Source organism: Bacillus sp. AFS029637, assembly GCF_002584985.1.
GTDB lineage: Bacteria > Bacillota > Bacilli > Bacillales > Bacillaceae_G > Bacillus_A.
This window is the reverse complement of sequence record NZ_NUPZ01000038.1, coordinates 1-18,300: the sequence shown is the minus strand read 5'-3', so window position 1 is coordinate 18,300 and position 18,300 is coordinate 1. Positions and strand designations below refer to the sequence as shown.

The 18,300-nt window shown below is 35.7% G+C and carries 17 protein-coding genes, 4 tRNA genes and 1 pseudogene; 19 read left to right on the top strand and 3 right to left on the bottom strand.

The window, feature by feature from the left end:
• The first annotated feature begins 19 nt into the window (after window positions 1-19).
• The 15 genes from dnaB to COE49_RS20410 all read left to right on the top strand — a co-directional run bounded on the left by dnaB (window position 20) and on the right by COE49_RS20410 (window position 12,394).
• A complete protein-coding gene (gene dnaB, locus COE49_RS20480; RefSeq protein WP_001286148.1) occupies window positions 20-1,381 on the top strand; it encodes a replicative DNA helicase in 1,362 nt (453 codons plus the stop codon).
• Between the two features lie 215 nt (window positions 1,382-1,596).
• Window positions 1,597-2,886 (top strand): adenylosuccinate synthase, encoded by a 1,290-nt coding sequence (locus COE49_RS20475; RefSeq protein WP_088233066.1) that lies wholly within the window; start codon window positions 1,597-1,599, stop codon window positions 2,884-2,886.
• A gap of 141 nt (window positions 2,887-3,027) precedes the next feature.
• Window positions 3,028-3,103, top strand: a tRNA-Lys gene (locus COE49_RS20470).
• Between the two features lie 13 nt (window positions 3,104-3,116).
• Window positions 3,117-3,188 (top strand) — tRNA-Glu (locus tag COE49_RS20465).
• A 22-nt stretch (window positions 3,189-3,210) separates the two neighbouring features.
• A tRNA-Asp gene (locus tag COE49_RS20460) sits at window positions 3,211-3,286 on the top strand.
• A gap of 41 nt (window positions 3,287-3,327) precedes the next feature.
• Window positions 3,328-3,400: transfer RNA gene (locus COE49_RS20455), tRNA-Phe, on the top strand.
• Window positions 3,401-3,837: 437 nt separating this feature from the next.
• Entirely contained in the window at window positions 3,838-4,545 is a 708-nt protein-coding gene (gene walR / locus COE49_RS20450) for a cell wall metabolism DNA-binding response regulator WalR (protein WP_000971865.1), read from the top strand.
• A 3-nt stretch (window positions 4,546-4,548) separates the two neighbouring features.
• Window positions 4,549-6,390 (top strand): cell wall metabolism sensor histidine kinase WalK, encoded by a 1,842-nt coding sequence (walK, locus tag COE49_RS20445; RefSeq protein WP_088233067.1) that lies wholly within the window; start codon window positions 4,549-4,551, stop codon window positions 6,388-6,390.
• Window positions 6,387-7,703, top strand: a complete 1,317-nt coding sequence (locus COE49_RS20440) for a YycH family regulatory protein (protein ID WP_088233068.1) — start codon at window positions 6,387-6,389, stop codon at window positions 7,701-7,703. Before walK ends, COE49_RS20440 begins: the two co-directional genes overlap by 4 nt.
• Window positions 7,684-8,526: a two-component system regulatory protein YycI gene (locus tag COE49_RS20435; RefSeq protein WP_088233069.1), complete on the top strand. Its 843-nt coding sequence runs from the start codon at window positions 7,684-7,686 to the stop codon at window positions 8,524-8,526. Before COE49_RS20440 ends, COE49_RS20435 begins: the two co-directional genes overlap by 20 nt.
• On the top strand, window positions 8,510-9,304 hold the full coding sequence (locus COE49_RS20430; RefSeq protein WP_000522832.1) for an MBL fold metallo-hydrolase: 795 nt from the start codon (window positions 8,510-8,512) through the stop codon (window positions 9,302-9,304). The genes COE49_RS20435 and COE49_RS20430 overlap by 17 nt, the downstream gene beginning before the upstream one ends.
• A 63-nt stretch (window positions 9,305-9,367) precedes the next feature.
• A complete protein-coding gene (locus COE49_RS20425) occupies window positions 9,368-10,555 on the top strand; it encodes a S1C family serine protease (protein WP_088233070.1) in 1,188 nt (395 codons plus the stop codon).
• Window positions 10,556-10,608: 53 nt separating this feature from the next.
• On the top strand, window positions 10,609-10,794 hold the full coding sequence (locus COE49_RS20420) for a CxxH/CxxC protein (RefSeq protein ID WP_098253418.1): 186 nt from the start codon (window positions 10,609-10,611) through the stop codon (window positions 10,792-10,794).
• A 59-nt stretch (window positions 10,795-10,853) separates the two neighbouring features.
• The gene (gene rlmH, locus COE49_RS20415) at window positions 10,854-11,333 is read left to right on the top strand and encodes a 23S rRNA (pseudouridine(1915)-N(3))-methyltransferase RlmH (RefSeq protein ID WP_088233072.1); all 480 of its coding nucleotides are present in this window, start codon (window positions 10,854-10,856) and stop codon (window positions 11,331-11,333) included.
• A 182-nt stretch (window positions 11,334-11,515) separates the two neighbouring features.
• Window positions 11,516-12,394: a radical SAM/SPASM domain-containing protein gene (locus tag COE49_RS20410; protein ID WP_088233073.1), complete on the top strand. Its 879-nt coding sequence runs from the start codon at window positions 11,516-11,518 to the stop codon at window positions 12,392-12,394.
• A 41-nt stretch (window positions 12,395-12,435) separates the two neighbouring features.
• On the opposite strand, the pseudogene COE49_RS28510 reads toward COE49_RS20410, so the two are convergent.
• Window positions 12,436-12,519: pseudogene (locus COE49_RS28510) on the bottom strand (oligoendopeptidase F); the annotation flags it as partial.
• Window positions 12,520-12,615: 96 nt separating this feature from the next.
• The gene (gene guaC, locus COE49_RS20405; protein ID WP_088233074.1) at window positions 12,616-13,599 is read right to left on the bottom strand and encodes a GMP reductase; all 984 of its coding nucleotides are present in this window, start codon (window positions 13,597-13,599) and stop codon (window positions 12,616-12,618) included.
• Between the two features lie 240 nt (window positions 13,600-13,839).
• On the opposite strand from guaC, the gene COE49_RS20400 reads away from it, so the two are divergent.
• Window positions 13,840-14,871: an acyltransferase gene (locus COE49_RS20400; protein ID WP_088233075.1), complete on the top strand. Its 1,032-nt coding sequence runs from the start codon at window positions 13,840-13,842 to the stop codon at window positions 14,869-14,871.
• A 177-nt stretch (window positions 14,872-15,048) separates the two neighbouring features.
• On the top strand, window positions 15,049-16,494 hold the full coding sequence (gene dbpA / locus COE49_RS20395) for an ATP-dependent RNA helicase DbpA (RefSeq protein WP_088233076.1): 1,446 nt from the start codon (window positions 15,049-15,051) through the stop codon (window positions 16,492-16,494).
• A 170-nt stretch (window positions 16,495-16,664) separates the two neighbouring features.
• Here the strand turns inward: dbpA and COE49_RS20390 are convergent, their stop codons facing one another.
• Window positions 16,665-17,228 carry a DUF1836 domain-containing protein gene (locus COE49_RS20390; protein ID WP_088233077.1) on the bottom strand — a complete coding sequence of 188 codons (564 nt, stop codon included), beginning with the start codon at window positions 17,226-17,228 and terminating at the stop codon, window positions 16,665-16,667.
• Between the two features lie 164 nt (window positions 17,229-17,392).
• Between COE49_RS20390 and trhA the strand changes: the two genes are divergently transcribed.
• Both trhA and COE49_RS20380 read left to right on the top strand, forming a co-directional pair.
• Complete coding sequence (trhA, locus tag COE49_RS20385) at window positions 17,393-18,040, top strand: PAQR family membrane homeostasis protein TrhA (RefSeq protein WP_088233078.1); 648 nt, start codon at window positions 17,393-17,395, stop codon at window positions 18,038-18,040.
• A 171-nt stretch (window positions 18,041-18,211) separates the two neighbouring features.
• On the top strand, window positions 18,212-18,300 hold an 89-nt coding region (locus COE49_RS20380; protein ID WP_141524808.1), incomplete at its 3' end, for an NAD-dependent epimerase/dehydratase family protein.

Below are 18,300 nucleotides of genomic sequence, written 5' to 3'. Positions count from 1 at the left end.
TAAGCAAGGAGGATTGCGTATGAGTGATGTACTTGCTGATCGTACCCCTCCGCATAATATAGAGGCTGAGCAGGCGGTTTTAGGGGCCATATTGATTGATCAAGATGCGTTAACATCAGCATCAGAGTTATTGGTACCTGATTCATTCTATCGAACGAAACATCAAAAGATTTTTGAAGTTATGCTTGGGCTGTCTGATAAGGGGGAACCAATCGACTTAGTAATGATGACGTCAGCAATGGCTGATCAAGGGTTACTAGAAGAAGTTGGCGGGGTTTCTTACTTAGCAGAGTTAGCGGAAGTTGTTCCAACTGCTGCTAACGTAGAATATTACGCACGCATCATCGCTGAAAAAGCGCTGTTACGTCGTTTAATTCGTACAGCGACTCATATCGTTTCTGATGGATATGAGAGAGAAGACGATGTGGATGGTCTTTTAAATGAGGCTGAGAAAAAAATACTAGAAGTATCACATCAAACGAATGCGAAAGCATTCCAAAATATTAAAGACGTTCTTGTAGATGCTTACGATAAAATTGAACTTTTGCATAATCAAAAAGGTGAAGTTACCGGGATACCAACTGGATTTACTGAATTAGATAAGATGACGGCGGGGTTCCAGCGAAATGATTTAATCATCGTGGCGGCACGTCCATCGGTAGGGAAAACGGCATTTTCATTAAATATCGCACAAAACGTAGCGACGAAAACAGATGAAAATGTAGCGATTTTTAGTCTAGAGATGGGTGCTGATCAGCTTGTTATGCGTATGCTTTGTGCAGAAGGAAATATTGATGCACAAAGACTTCGTACTGGATCATTAACTTCTGATGATTGGGCGAAATTAACAATGGCAATGGGTAGCCTTTCTAACGCCGGTATCTATATTGATGATACGCCAGGGATTAAAGTAAATGAGATTCGAGCAAAATGTCGTAGATTAAAACAAGAACAGGGTCTTGGTATGATCTTGATTGACTACTTGCAGCTTATTCAAGGGAGCGGAAAATCAGGAGAAAACCGTCAGCAGGAAGTATCTGAGATTTCACGTACATTAAAAGGAATCGCACGTGAATTGCAAGTGCCTGTTATTGCCTTATCGCAGTTATCTCGTGGTGTAGAATCTCGTCAAGATAAACGCCCGATGATGTCTGACATTCGTGAATCAGGAAGTATCGAGCAGGATGCTGATATTGTAGCCTTCTTATATCGTGAGGATTACTATGATCGCGAAACAGAAAACAAAAATACAATTGAGATTATTATTGCAAAGCAGCGTAACGGTCCCGTAGGCTCAGTAGAGCTTGCATTCGTTAAAGAGTTCAATAAGTTCGTTAACTTAGAACGTCGCTTCGAGGATGGACATGCGCCACCTGCATAAAGATAGTATAAAAAAGAAACGCATTTCTTATAATAAGATGTGTTTCTTTTTTTTTATAGTAAAGATAAGGCTTTCACAAGGGAAATTCATATTTCTTACGAACGAAAATGTTTTTTGATAAAAAAATGTTCGCTTTTTGGTTGACTTCTCTTTCGGTTTTGGTACAATTATATTGTTTGAATAGATCGTTTGAAAATTGCGGAGGTGCTTGAATAATGTCTTCAGTAGTAGTTGTAGGAACACAATGGGGCGATGAAGGAAAAGGTAAAATTACTGACTTTCTTTCTGAGCATGCGGAAGTAGTTGCAAGATATCAAGGTGGAAATAACGCGGGACATACAATTGTTTTCGGCGGAGTTAAATATAAATTACACTTAATCCCATCTGGTATTTTCTATAAAGAAAAAATTTGTGTAATCGGAAACGGCTTAGTAGTAGATCCGAAAGCATTACTTGAAGAGTTAAAATACTTACACGATCGTGGTGTAAGTACTGATAATTTACGCGTAAGTAACCGTGCGCACGTTATTTTACCTTATCACTTAAAACAAGATGAGTTAGAAGAAGCTAGCAAAGGTGATGACAAAATCGGTACAACGAAAAAAGGTATCGGTCCTGCATATATGGATAAAGCTGCTCGTATTGGTATTCGTATGGCTGATCTTTTAGACCGTGAAGCATTTAAAGAGAAGCTTGAGCGCAACTTAGCACAAAAAAATCGTTTATTTGAAAAAATGTACGATACAGAAGGTTTCAGTGTAGAGGAAATCTTCGAAGAGTACTTCGAGTACGGACAGCAAATCGCACAATATGTATGTGATACGTCTGTTGTATTAAATGATGCATTAGATAACAATCACCGTGTACTATTTGAAGGTGCACAAGGTGTTATGCTTGATATTGACCACGGTACGTACCCATTTGTTACATCTTCTAACCCGATTGCTGGTGGTGTAACAGTTGGAACTGGAGTTGGTCCTGCGAAAGTCACTCGCGTTGTAGGTGTATGTAAAGCATATACAAGCCGCGTTGGTGATGGCCCGTTCCCTACTGAGCTTCATGATGAAATTGGTCATCAAATTCGTGAAGTTGGTCGTGAGTATGGAACGACAACTGGTCGTCCTCGCCGTGTAGGTTGGTTCGATAGCGTTGTTGTAAGACATGCACGTCGTGTTAGTGGTTTAACGGATCTATCATTAAATTCTATCGACGTTCTAACAGGTATTCCAACTCTTAAAATCTGTGTTGGTTACAAATACAATGGCGAAGTTATTGATGAAGTTCCAGCAAACTTAAACATTTTAGCGAAATGTGAGCCTGTATATGAAGAGCTTCCAGGTTGGGAAGAAGATATTACTAGTGTAAGATCATTAGACGAACTTCCTGAAAATGCACGAAAATACGTAGAACGTGTTTCTGAGTTAACAGGAATTCAATTATCTATGTTCTCAGTTGGACCGGATCGTAACCAAACAAATATCGTTCGTAACGTATACGAAGCTTAATTGATATTTTTAAGAAAAAACTCATGTTTTCATGGGTTTTTTCTTATCTTTTATAAAAAAATAAAAAAAGGTATTGCAAAAATAAAAGATAATATGTTATGATACATCTTGTCGTCACGAAAATATGACGTTGGTGAGTATGAGCCATTAGCTCAGTTGGTAGAGCATCTGACTTTTAATCAGAGGGTCGAAGGTTCGAGTCCTTCATGGCTCACCATTTTATTTTTCGTGGCCCGTTGGTCAAGTGGTTAAGACACCGCCCTTTCACGGCGGTAACACGGGTTCGAATCCCGTACGGGTCATGTTTTTTTTATGTTCATTTTTGGTCCCGTGGTGTAGTGGTTAACATGCCTGCCTGTCACGCAGGAGATCGCCGGTTCGACCCCGGTCGGGACCGCCACTTTTGTTTATACCACCATTAGTGGTTTTATATATAGTTTTGGCTCGGTAGCTCAGTCGGTAGAGCAGAGGACTGAAAATCCTCGTGTCGGCGGTTCGATTCCGTCCCGAGCCACTCTCAGGATATTAAGTGGGCCCACTTAATATCCTTTTTATTTGTGTAATTTTACAAAAGTGAGTAGTTATTTTAAAATAGAACGAGGAGCCTCTAGCAGTTGAAGCTAGAGGTTTTTCTATAGATCGTATAGGATTCCGTGTAAAAGTGGATCATACGTGAGTCTGTGAGAATAGAGGAGAAGTACTTAAACAAGGGATGCGGTCATATAGGGGACATACTATGTAGACATCAATGTGTTTAGGGATTATTGACCATATTTTTACCCCGCTATTTACCGGGCAGTAAGACCCTACCTCAAAATTCAGCGGAGGTAAAGAAGTTAGCTGCGGGATCAACTGCCCGTAAATGCCCGATTGGTGCTGGCTAATAATCGGTGGGAGATGAAGAACCTCCCCGACCGATTAAAGTTTCACTTTATAAGGAGGAAATAGACGATGATGGGAAAGAAAATTTTAGTAGTTGATGATGAAAAGCCGATTGCGGATATTTTGAAGTTCAACCTAGAAAAAGAAGGCTTTGAAATTGTAATGGCGCATGATGGTGATGAAGCAATTGAGAAAGCAAATGAAGAACAGCCAGATATGGTTTTATTAGATATTATGCTACCAGGTAAAGATGGCTTAGAGGTTTGCCGTGAAATACGAAAAAGCTCAGAAATGCCGATTATTATGCTTACAGCAAAGGACTCTGAAATTGATAAAGTATTAGGGCTTGAGCTTGGAGCTGATGATTACGTAACAAAGCCATTTAGTACAAGGGAATTACTTGCTCGTGTTAAGGCGAATTTACGCCGTCATCAGCAAGGTGGTGCTGCAGAAAAAGAAGAAAATACGGAAATGGTTATTGGGCCAATTGTTATTAATCCAAATGCCTATAGTGTAACAAAGCGTGAAGAAAATATTGAGCTTACACATCGTGAATTTGAATTACTACATTATTTAGCCAAACATTTAGGACAAGTTATGACACGTGAACATTTATTACAAACAGTTTGGGGTTATGACTATTTTGGAGATGTTCGTACAGTAGACGTAACAGTACGTCGTTTACGTGAAAAAATTGAAGATAATCCAAGCCATCCTACTTTAATTGTAACTAGACGTGGAGTAGGGTATTACTTGCGTGACCCAGAGCAGGAATAGTATATGAAGAAAGTTGGTTTTTTTCAATCTATTCATTTAAAATTTGTGCTCATATATATGTTATTAATATTGATAGCTATGCAAGTTATTGGGGTATACTTCGTGAGGGAGTTAGAAAAGAGCCTTGTACAAGGTTTTAGGGATTCTTTAACACAGCAAACAAACTTATTAGCATATAACTTGAAACAAGAGTTTAAAAAAAGTTATACAAAAGGAGAAACAGAATCAACAGACGAAACGATAAAAACTTCCATTCGAAAATTTGCCTCTGATCGAAAGAAAGATATTCAAGAGGTAAGTGTATTTGATTCGAATAGGAAGTTAATAGCTATTTCAGATGAGTCGAAGCAAAATAAGGTGAATAGAACATCAACTGATATAGCTGTTCAGCGAGTATTGGTACAAAAAAAGCCGGAAGTGAAAATTGAGAAGGATGGTCGTACAGGTCATCGTGTACAAGTGATGATTACGCCTATTCTGGATGATAACGGCAAGGATGCACTTGGTGTTATTTACGTTGTTGCATCTATGGAAGATGTTTATAAACAAATGAAGGATATTAATCAAATTTTTGCAACTGGAACAGTTATTGCATTACTCGTAACAGCTGTACTTGGAATTTTGTTAGCTCAAACTATTACGAGACCAATTTCAGATATGCGAAGACAAGCAATTGAAATGGCAAAAGGAAACTATTCAAGAAAAGTAAAAGTGCATAGCCATGATGAAATTGGACAACTAGCATTATCTTTTAATAATTTATCAAAAAAACTACAACAAGCTCGCTCTTCAACAGAAAGCGAAAGACGTAAATTATCATCCGTTTTATCACATATGACAGATGGAGTAATTGCTACTGACCGAAAAGGAGATATTATTTTATTAAATGACCCTGCGGAAAAGATGCTAAATGTTTCGCGTGAAACAGCGCTCGACCAATCTGTTTTAGAGGTATTAGGGATACAGGAAGAATTTACGCTTGATCATTTATATGAAGAACCAGACTCTGTTTTATTAGATTTTAGTACAAGAAATGAACCATATATTTTACGTGCTAGTTTCTCTGTTATTCAAAAAGAGACAGGAAAGGCAAATGGTTTAATTGCTGTATTATATGATGTAACAGAGCAGGAGCGTATAGAGCGAGAACGCCGTGAATTTGTGGCGAACGTCTCTCATGAATTAAGAACGCCATTAACAACAATGCGTAGTTACTTAGAGGCGCTTACGGATGGCGCATGGCAAGATCCAAATATTGCGCCACAATTTTTAACAGTTACACAAGAAGAAACAGAAAGAATGATTAGACTTGTAAATGCGTTGTTGCAACTATCTAAACTCGATAGTACAGAACATCGTTTAATGAAAGAGTGGGTCGACTTTACTGACTTCTTTAATAACATTATTGATCGATTTGAAATGTCTAAAGAGCAAAATGTAAGTTTCAAACGATCTTTCTCTAAGAAATCCCGATTTATTGATATGGATACGGACAAAATTACCCAAGTTTTGTATAACATTATTTCTAATGCATTAAAGTATTCACCAGAAGGTGGAACGGTAACATATCGTTTGCGTGATCGCGGGGATTTATTAGAAATTAGTATAAGTGACCAAGGGATGGGTATTCCGAAAGAAAACGTTGATAAAATCTTTGAGCGCTTTTATCGCGTAGATAAAGCGCGCTCAAGGCAAATGGGTGGTACAGGACTTGGATTAGCAATTGCGAAAGAAATGATTGAGGCGCACGGTGGTTCGATTTGGGCGAAAAGTGAGGAAGGAAAAGGGACAACTATTTACTTCACATTGCCGATGGCAGCGGATGAAGAGGACGATTGGGAATGAGTATGGAAAACTTTAAAACGATAGTTTTAATTAATTTAGTTGTAATTAGTCTATTCCTTACCTTTAACTTATGGACATATGTGCCGGATTCCACGTCTATGCAAAATACAAAATTTGTGCAGGGGAATGAAGGAACTAGTCAAACGAAAATTTCTGATGTAATCCGTCCCAGTTCTATCATCGTGCATAAAGATAAAAATCATTATGGAAGCAGAAGAGAGGAAGATATAGAATCAATCTATAGACCCTTGGAAACAGGGGAGTTACATGATTTTAGAGAAATCTCGATCGCTAAGGGTGATTTCCTTTCTTATGTACATGGTGAAGGGAAAATTGAGCTTATTTTCCCTACCAATATCCCATTTGATGCAGTTAAATCTATGTTTAATCTGAAAGAAAAAAGTATAGATAGGCCTAAACATTTTAATCGCATTATTCTCGACCCTTCTAGAAGTAGGGATCAAGAAATTAAAATTAACTTTGTGTCTTATGACGATAACTTTAGAATATATGAAGCAAAATTAAGTGGTGTGTATTTAAAAGATATTGTTAATGCGCAAAATCAATTTATAGTATCAGCAAAACCATATTTTGATTATCAAATTAATGATACGAAAAAGATATTTTTACCAGATGGAACGACAGAATTAAACAATATCACATATATTTCATCTAATTTGGCAGTGGATACATTTAAGAATTCTCTTTTTAGTGATCCACGTTATTTAAGCCCTATTACCGAGGGATCGAAAGAAACATTTACAGATGGTATTAGGTCCATGGAGATTGAAAACGATCATCACATGCTAAAGTATAAAAACTCTTCTGTCTCAAGCGAGAAAGCTATAGATAATTTAATGCTTTTACAAAAAAGTTTTGAATTTGTGAGTGGTCACAGTGGGAGCTTGGATTCCTATCGTTTGGACTATGTGAATAAAGGCCATTCAGTATTTCGTTTGCATGAAGATGGATATTCCGTATTCAATACAGAGGGGTTAGCTGAATTGAAACAAGTATGGGGATCAGAAGAAGTGATGGAATATGAAAGACCATTGCTGTCTTTAAATACGAAGGGCATAGAACAAAATGTTACTCTTCCATCAGGGCATGTTGTAATAGCATCCTTAGAAAAGAATGCAGAGATAGATAAACGATTAATTAAAGACATTGGTATTGGATATAAGTTATCACTAGATGGGCAAGTAGTTCGACTACAGCCAATTTGGTATGTAAAGCTTGCTGAAGATGAAGCTGGTAAACAAAAAATATATGAGTGGAGTGAGGGAGGACTAAATGGATTGGGATCGGATTAAAACTATATTTATTGTGACCTTTTTTGTTTTGGACCTCTTTCTCATTTTTCAATTCATTCAAAAGCAAGATAGTAATCAATTGGAGCTTATTGCAGAAACAAAAATAGATCAAGAATTAAAAGCAAACAAAATTACAATGGGTAATTTCCCTAAAGAACCGAAAAAAGAGTCGTTTATTAGGGCGGAGAACAAGGCCTTTAAAGAAGAAGATATACAGTCTTTAAAAAATCAAACGGCGCATCTACAAAATATGTACAAGATAGAAAGTAAGTTAAAAGAACCGTTTTTAAATACAAAATCAGTATCAAAAGATAAGTATAATGAATTTTTGAAGAACTATGTATTGGATGGACAAAAGTATGAGTTTGGAGCGATGAAAGACTCTAAAATTTACTTCTTCCAGAAATATAAAGATAAGCCTATTTTCTATAATGATCAGGCAATGATTGTTGTGGAATTAAATGAAAAAAATGAGCTTGTTTCGTACACCCAGACGATGCTAACGGATTTAAAAGAAATGGGCGAGAGTGAGAAAACGAAACAGCAAGAAATTATTCCTGCTCAAACGGCTTTAGAAAATTTGTATTTAAAAAATAAAATTCATGGAAATACGCATGTAAAAGAAGCGCAAATTGGTTATGCCACACTTACCGCTTCTACTTCTAATAACCAAGTGCTCGCTCCAACATGGAATTTAAAAACGGATCAGAAGCAGGATTTCTTTGTGAATGCGATTGAAGGACAGGTTATGGAATTAGGAGAAAAGGAAAATCAAGTGGTTGATGAACATACTGGAGTGAGAAAGAATGGGGTTGCATTTTAGTGTACTTGCAAGTGGAAGTACAGGGAATATGTTATATGTAGGAACAGATGAAAAAAAATTACTCGTCGATGCAGGTTTAAGTGGTAAAGCTACAGAGGCTTTATTTAAGCAAGCTGAACTGAATATAAATGACATATCAGGCATCCTCGTGACACATGAGCATAGTGATCATATTAAGGGATTAGGTGTATTGGCGCGTAAATATGATTTACCGGTTTATGCGAACGAGAAAACATGGAATGCAATGGAACATTTAATAGGAAATATCCCAACTGAGCAAAAGTTTATTTTCTCAGTTGGAGATGTGAAAACATTTGGGGATATTGAGGTTGAATCATTTGGGGTCTCTCATGATGCGGCAGAACCGATGTTTTATGCTTTTCATAACAACAATAGAAAGTTAGCCCTTATTACAGATACAGGATACGTAAGTGACCGTATGAAAGGTGTTATTAAGGGAGCGAATGCTTTCGTATTTGAAAGTAATCATGATGTGGAAATGCTTCGTATGGGGCGTTACCCGTGGAGTATTAAACGACGTATTTTAAGCGATGTGGGACACGTTTGTAATGAGGATGCTGCATTGGCGATGGCAGATGTAATTACAGATGAAACAAAACATATTTATTTAGCCCATTTAAGCTTAGATAACAATATGAAAGAATTAGCACGTATGTCTGTATCACAAGTATTAGAGGAAAAGGGATTTGGAGTAGGAGAATCCTTTGAAATACATGATACAGATCCAAAAATGCCTACGAAAATTCAATACGTATAATTCTTCATTTTAGTAAACAATAAAGGTGAATATAGTTGTTTTCAGGAAGATAGGTGAACAAATATGTCCTTTATTGATGAAGAAAAATATCGTATTAAACGTGCAGGGAAAAAGAAACATAAAGGTATTGTTATTTCTAGTATAGCCGGAACAATTGTAGGGGCTTCATTGTTTGCATTTGGAGCTCCTTTATTTTCAAATGATGCAGGTAAGCTTCCGCAAGCTGAAGCAAGTGAAAAAAATATGGCTGAAGCTCAAAATGGAAATGTACCTGTTAAACAAGTTAGCTTTGTAGACGCTGTTGATCGTGCCTCGGAGGCTGTTGTTGGTGTTATTAATATTCAACGAGACGATTTTTCGGAGGCTGATTCGGAAGCCGGTACAGGCTCTGGTGTGATTTATAAGAAAACAGGTGGACATGCGTATATTGTAACAAATAACCACGTTGTTGCTGGGGCGAATCGCATTGAAGTGAGCTTAAGTGACGGTAAGAAAGTTCCAGGTAAAGTATTAGGAACTGATGTAGTCACGGACTTAGCAGTACTAGAAATAGATGCGAAGTATGTGAAAAAGGTAATTGAAATTGGCGATTCTAATACTGTTCGTAGAGGGGAACCAGTCATTGCGATTGGAAACCCGCTTGGACTGCAATTTTCTGGGACTGTTACACAAGGTATTATTTCAGCTAGTGAACGCATTGTTCCTGTAGATCTAGATCAAGATGGGCATTATGATTGGCAAGTAGAAGTATTGCAAACAGATGCAGCGATTAATCCAGGTAATAGTGGTGGTGCGCTTGTAAATGCAGCAGGACAATTAATCGGTATTAACTCAATGAAAATTGCTGCAAAGGAAGTAGAAGGAATTGGACTAGCAATTCCGGTTACTAGAGCGGTTCCGATTATGAATGAACTTGAGAAGTACGGAAAAGTAAGAAGACCTTATGTTGGCATTGAACTTAGGTCATTAAATGAAATTCCGAATTATTATTGGTCAAAAACATTACAGTTACCAGGAAATGTGACGGAGGGCGTTTGTATTTTAGATGTGAAAAGCCCTTCTCCAGGTGCAGAAGCTGGTTTACGAGAACATGATGTTATTGTGGCGGTAGATGGAAAACCGATCCGCGATATTATTGGGTTCCGCACGGCCTTATATGATAAGAAAATTAATGATAAAATGACTTTGACATTTTATCGTGGTACAAAACGAGCAACAACAACGGTGAAATTAGGCATTCAAAAGTATTAAAAACAGGAGGGCCTACCTCCTGTTTTCTATTGTAGAAAAGTGAGGTGAAGAATATGAATTTACCTTGTTGTTTAGAACACGTGGAATTAGCGCTAGATATTATTGTGGATGAATGTGAAGTCGCGCCGGTTATCAACAATGTGGATAACTCTGAAAATGAGAAAAAAACATGTGAATTTTGTCAAAACGAGGCGACATATGTTGTATCGAACACAGATTCCCACACAATATGTGGGTAACAATTGTGGATATGTGGATAAGTTGTGTGGATAACATGTTTGTAAGGTGGGGAATACGTGTGAATATCTCGATTATTTCAATTGGGAAATTAAAAGAAAAATATTTAAAACAAGGTATAGCAGAATACTTAAAACGATTATCTGCATACGCAAAAGTAGAAGTAATTGAATTGCCAGATGAAAAAGCACCAGAAAATTTAAGTGAAGCTGAAATGCTAATTGTAAAGGAAAAAGAAGGTATACGTATACTGGATAAAATTTCTGATGATACGCATGTGATTGCGTTAGCGATAGAAGGAAAACAAAAATCATCAGAAGAATTTGCGGTAAGTCTAGATCGTCTTGCTACATATGGAAAGAGTAAAGTGGCATTTGTAATTGGTGGATCACTTGGACTAAGTTCAGAAGTAATGAAGCGTTCAAATGAGTCACTTTCTTTTTCAAAGATGACATTGCCACACCAATTAATGCGATTAGTATTGCTTGAGCAAGTGTATAGAGCATATCGTATTAATCGCGGTGAACCGTATCATAAATAAAATTACTTTTTGTATATAAAAAGAGTAAAAAAGACCATTGGACAAAAATCACCGATGGTCTTTTACACATTAATAGGTGGTATATCGATTTCCTAAAATAAGTATGTTTCTATTTCTAAAAAAGTATGCTGTAATATGAAGAGGAAAAAATTATAAGTAGTCAGAGAAGTGAGGAATTAAAGGTGAAGAAGTTTAAAAAGTTTTACTTGGAGATTACGAGCGTATGTAATCTTGCGTGCAGCTTTTGTCCGCCGACGGAAAGGCAGAAGCAGTTCATTTCTGTGGAGGATTTTGCTAAAAGATTAGACCAAATTAAACCTCATACAGACTACATTTATTTGCACGTGAAGGGTGAGCCGTTGCTACATCCGAAAATAGATCAACTGTTAGATTTAAGCCATGAAAAAGGGTTTAAAGTTAATATTACAACGAACGGAACGTTAATTAATAAGAGAAGGCATAGACTGTTAAATAAGCCTGCTTTAAGACAAATGAATTTTTCACTGCACAGTTTTGATGGGCACCCAGGATCACAAGACAAAGAAGGATATGTAAGAAGTATACTTTCTTTCATTAGAGAGGCGACTAGCCAATCGGATTTAATTGTTTCATTAAGGTTATGGAATTTAACTCAGGATAATAAAACAAATGCCGAAATTCAGAAAAATAGAGAGTTATTATCCATAATTGAAAATGAGTTTGATTTGTCTTATCAAATTGAAGAGAAGCTTACTCCGGGAAAAGGTATAAAAATTGCGGAACGCGTTTTTATTAATCAGGACTATGAATTCCAGTGGCCAGCATTACATGAGGAAGAGGATGATGGAAAAGGATTCTGTCATGGTCTTCGAAATCAAGCAGGTATTTTAGCGAATGGAACAGTTATTCCTTGTTGCTTAGATGGTGAGGGGATTATCAACCTTGGAAATATTAATAGTGATTCATTTTCTAATATTATAGAAGGTGAAAGAGCGCAAAATATTGTTGATGGATTTTCGAAAAGAGTTGCAGTTGAAGAACTCTGTAGAAAATGTGGATACCGTAAAAGATTTGGGAAGTAAATATAGGATAAGCCCTCGTAAAGCGAGGGCTTATTTTTATTTTCTAATTCATCAATGAAGGAACCGACGTAAGAAATGGCTTTACGGAACGCATCTAGTTTGGACATATCTACTCCAGTATATCTCCCCTATTTCTCATATTTAAAAATCCTCAACGTATGAATACATGAAAAAGAAGGACAAGCATTTTGTGTGCTTGTCCTTCGAGTTAAATTTGAAAATTAGTATACTTTGTCACCGTTGAAAATAGAGTTTTTCACGACAACATAATCTACAGTACGAATCGAGTCTAATTTTGTTCCGCCAGCGTAAGAGATAGAAGATTGAAGATCTTGTTCCATTTCGATTAACGTATCTTCTAAAGAACCTTTATGCTCAACGAACATTTTCTTACCTTCAACGTTTTTCTTCTCGCCTTTTTGGAATTCAGAAGCAGAACCGAAGTACTCTTTATAAAGTTTGCCGTCTTTTTCGATTGTTTCCCCTGGAGACTCTTCGTGACCAGCGAATAAAGAACCGATCATAACCATAGTCGCCCCAAATCGAATAGATTTAGCTACGTCGCCATGTGTACGAATACCACCGTCAGCGATAATTGGTTTACTTGCAGCTTTTGCACACCAGCGAAGTGCAGCTAGCTGCCAACCACCAGTTCCAAAGCCAGTTTTAATTTTAGTAATACACACCTTACCAGGTCCGATACCAACTTTTGTTGCGTCAGCACCAGCATGTTCTAATTCTCTTACCGCTTCTGGAGTTCCAACGTTTCCAGCGATAACGAAGCTTTCTGGTAAGTGTTTTTTTATATGTTGAATCATGTTGATTACAGCATTAGAATGACCGTGTGCGATATCAATCGTGATGTATTCAGGTGTTAGTTGCTCAGCAGCTAATTGTTGTACGAATTCATACTCGTCCTCTTTCACACCAACGCTGATAGAAGCGATTAATCCACGTGATTGCATATCTCTAATGAATGAGATTCGTTTCTCTGGTTGGAAACGGTGCATGATATAGAAGTAATTGTTTTCAGCTAAATAAGTTGCAATTCTCTCATCAATAATCGTTTGCATATTTGCAGGTACGACAGGTAATTTAAATTTATGTTTTCCTAAAGTGACAGTTGTATCACATTCAGAGCGGCTATTTACAATACATTTTGCAGGAATTAATTGAATATCTTCATAGTCGAATACGTTTTCCATCATTTACACCCCTAAAATACGAATATTTTATTCATTTCATTTAAAAATGTTCGTCCAAAGGATAATTTACATTATTTTCACGCATAAGTCAAAGGTTTTCATGTTTATATTTAAAAATTTAATTTTATATACGTATGTTATAGGTCCATATGATGAAAATGTGTTTTAACATAACATCATTTCATGTAAAATTATGTTTGGAAAAGAAAAGTTAAATAGGTAAATTTAGGAGGGGCATTAATGAAACGTTTAGTATATATGGATTGGTTGCGTGTATTAGCGACAATAGCAGTTGTTACAATTCACGTTACTGCTGGTTATGTTTCCGTGTTAGATACAAATAACGTGTCGCGCTGGCTGGCTGGTAACTTTTTTGAATCTATTTCACGTGCCAGTGTTCCAATCTTCGTGATGATTAGTGGAGCGTTATTATTAAAGGGAACGAAAGATATTGCTATCGGGGAATTTTTACAGAAGCGTGCAAGTAAAGTGATTATACCTTTTATCGCTTGGAGTGCTATATTTTATGCATATGGAGCATATGCAGGATATTTTCCAGCATCTTTAAAGCAAGGGATAAAACACTTTTTAACAGATACGATCGGGGGACATTTATGGTTCCTATACATGATTGTAGGTATATATTTAATTACACCTCTACTAAAAATCTTTGTGAAGAACGCTAAAAAACGAGAGATAGAATACTTTTTAATTTTATGGCTATATGCATCTGTTGTAGTCAATTTAGTGAAATATTATTATCCTATCAATTTTAATATTGAATTATTTTACGTTACAAATTATGTAGGATACTTTTTACTTGGTTATTATTTATCTAATTATGATATTTCGAAAAAATGGAGAAATATTTCTTATATTGGAGGACTTGTAGGATTTATTAGTACATTCTTTATTACATATCACTATACAGTAAAAGCGAATGGACAGTTAGATCAGTTCTGGTACGGATATTTTGCGCCAGGTGTTGTACTTATGGCGATTGGATTATTTGTATTTTTCAAATATGCTTTCCAAAACTCAGAACGAGAATTACCATTCGTATTACGTTTTATAAATCAAGCAAGCCTTGGAATCTATATTCTCCACTTCTTCTTATTAAATAACTATCTGTACATCATTTTTCCTAAGGTAAATGAACGTGTGCACGCAATATTAGCAATACCGATCAATGTAACAATTACACTTGTTCTTAGCATGGTGATTACATTAGTATTGCAAAGGATACCTGTTGTAAAAAGATTAGTTCCGTAAAAATTAATACGGTTTAGATGGGGCAGACTTATTATTAAGACTGCCCTTTACTATTTGTAAAGTATACTTAGATAAATTGCGACTGAAATGAATTAAAAACAATAGTATTGCGGTATAATTCAACGTGAGGCATGAAGAATATAATTATTTAAATTTAAAATCAAATGAGGTTAATATATGAGTAAAAAGAACTTTAGTAATTATGCATTAAGTAAAGAAATAGTACAAGCATTGACTGGCTTAGGATACGAGCATCCAACAGAAGTGCAAGGAGAGGTTATTCCAGTTGCATTGCAAAAGAAGGACCTTGTTGTAAAATCGCAGACTGGAAGTGGAAAAACAGCTTCGTTCGGTATACCACTTTGTGAAATGGTAGAGTGGGAAGAAAATAAACCACAAGCATTAGTTTTAACGCCAACGAGAGAACTTGCTGTTCAAGTAAAAGAAGATATTACAAATATAGGTCGATTCAAAAGAATTAAGGCTGCAGCAGTTTATGGAAAATCTCCATTTGCGCGTCAAAAATTAGAATTAAAGCAAAAAACACATATTGTAGTGGGTACTCCTGGTCGTGTATTAGATCATATTGAAAAAGGCACGCTTTCTTTAGAGCGTCTAAAGTACTTAGTTATCGATGAAGCCGATGAAATGCTAAATATGGGTTTTATCGATCAAGTAGAAGCAATTATTGATGAGTTACCTACAAAGCGAATGACAATGCTATTTTCAGCAACGCTTCCAGAAGATGTTGAAAAGTTATCTCGTACATATATGAATTCACCAACGCATATTGAAATTAAGGCGGCTGGGATTACAACAGATAAAATTGAACATACCCTTTTTGAAGTGAGAGAAGAAGAAAAGCTTTCACTTCTTAAAGATGTAACAACAATTGAAAATCCAGACAGTTGCATTATTTTTTGCCGTACACAAGAAAACGTAGATCATGTATATAGACAGTTAAAACGAGTGAATTACCCTTGTGACAAAATACATGGTGGCATGGTGCAAGAAGATCGTTTTGAGGTAATGGATGATTTTAGAAAAGGAAAGTTCCGTTATTTAGTAGCAACGGATGTAGCTGCGAGAGGTATTGATATTGATAATATTACACATGTTATTAATTATGATATTCCATTAGAAAAAGAAAGTTATGTGCATCGTACTGGAAGAACAGGACGAGCTGGTAAGAAAGGAAAAGCCATTACATTTATTACGCCGTATGAAAATAGATTTTTAGAAGAAATTGAGACGTACATCGGATTTGCAATTCCGAAGGCACAAGCACCTTCAAAAGAAGAAGTGATGAATGGTAAGGCTGTATTTGAAGAAAAAATACATGCTAAACCAATGATAAAGAAAGATAAAAATGCTGATATAAATAAAGGAATTATGAAATTGTACTTTAATGGCGGGAAGAAAAAGAAAATTAGGGCTGTAGATTTCGTCGGTACAATTGCTAAAATTCAAGGTGTTTCGGCTGAAGATATAGGTATTATTACAATCCAAGATAATGTTTCGTACGTTGAGATATTAAATGGAAAAGGATCACTTGTTTTAAAGGTCATGAAGAATACAACAATAAAAGGTAAACAATTAAAAGTTCATGAGGCGATTAAATAGGAGAAACTATCCACTGTAAAGGTGGATAGTTTTTTTGAAACGTCGTTAGAGAGAACGTAAAAGCATAATACTTGGAATAGCTACATGTGTTAGTTATTAAAACCTAATCATTACTCCAATAGATAGTGCGGGATAAAAATGCTACCTAACAATTAGGTAGCATTTTATCGTTAGTAAGATCCTTTTAAATCATCAATTAACTTCTCAGCTAAACGTCTATACATATTACTCATAGTGACGAAAGATGTTAGTAATAAAAATTTCTCTAAGTTTGGATCTTCTAAGGAAGAGATATCGCTTACTTCTGAAACGCGGTTATTTACGTCTTGCTTAAAGCCTTCAACATTGATTTTAGTAAGAGCAAGATAATCTTTATATAGTGTATCTAATGCAAAGGTATCATCAGTTAATAACGATTCATTTATATTTTCTAAGGAGCTTTTAATGTCGTTAATAGAGAGGGCTCCTTTTAATTGATAAATTAAGCTGATTAAAATCATATGCTCTTTTGAGTATTTTTTATTTTTGATTGGAATGAATAATTTCCCTTTTGCGTAATTGTTAATCATTGTTTTCGTTAATACTTTTTCATCATCGGTTCTTGTTGTATCCGCATAAGTATTCTCAAATAGTTGAACAACTTGGTCTACATATAAGTCGACATTTGGGATATCCTCAAGTTTAATATTTTTTTCTAAATGTAATGATTCAAGTAATTTATTTATATTTTCCACGTAGAACCCCTCACTTTTATAACTTAGTGGAACTTAATGTTTAGTATATCTTTAAATATGGTATTACGAAACAAATGAATTGTAAATGTTGACCCACATGAATAATGTGTATATAATTACATGTAGTTATCAAAACTACATGTAATTATATGAGGGGTGTTTATATGAATGCTTATGTAAGAGAACCGGTTAATGCATTAACGCACTTAGGAGGAGCAGTATTATCATTTGTTGCATTATTAGCTATGCTTGTAAAGGTTTCTGTTAAGATGCCATCTTTTGCGGCAATTACAGCAGTTATTTTATTTGGTATCGGGATGATGGTACTTTATATGGCGTCAGCTGTGTATCATAGTGTTGTAGCCAGTGAACGTGTTATTTATTTCTTTAGGAAATTAGATCATTCTATGATCTTTATATTAATTGCAGGTACATATGCACCCTTTTGTTTAATTACATTACATTCGGCAAATGGTTTGCTATTATTTTGTTTAGTTTATGCAACCGCGATTTGTGGTATTGTTTTTAAAATGTTTTGGTTTAATTGCCCGAGATGGTTATCAACTGCAATTTATCTTTTGATGGGTTGGTTAATTGTTCTATTCTTTGCACCGCTAGCTGAGAATTTAAGTACAGGAGGTATTTTTTTCTTAGTACTTGGAGGTATTTTTTATACAATTGGTGGTTTTATTTACGGTGCGAAGCCAAAATGGTTGGAGTTTAAATATATGGGACACCATGAAATTTTTCATGTTTTTGTATTGTTAGGTAGTCTTGCGCATTTTCTAAGTGTATATTGTTACGTAATTTAATATAAAAACGCCACATAACAAAGATTATGTGGCGTTTTTGATTGTTGGAGTAGAATGGTGTGTTGTACAAAATAAATGTGAGCTTCTGTGTTCACATAATAAACATGTGATAAGAAATACATGGTATAATTTGGTGAATTCATATTAAATATGATATGGGGGACTAGAATTATGGCAATACTTGTAACAGGTGGAGCAGGATATATTGGTAGTCATACATGTGTTGAATTATTGAATAACGGTTATGAAATTATAGTAGT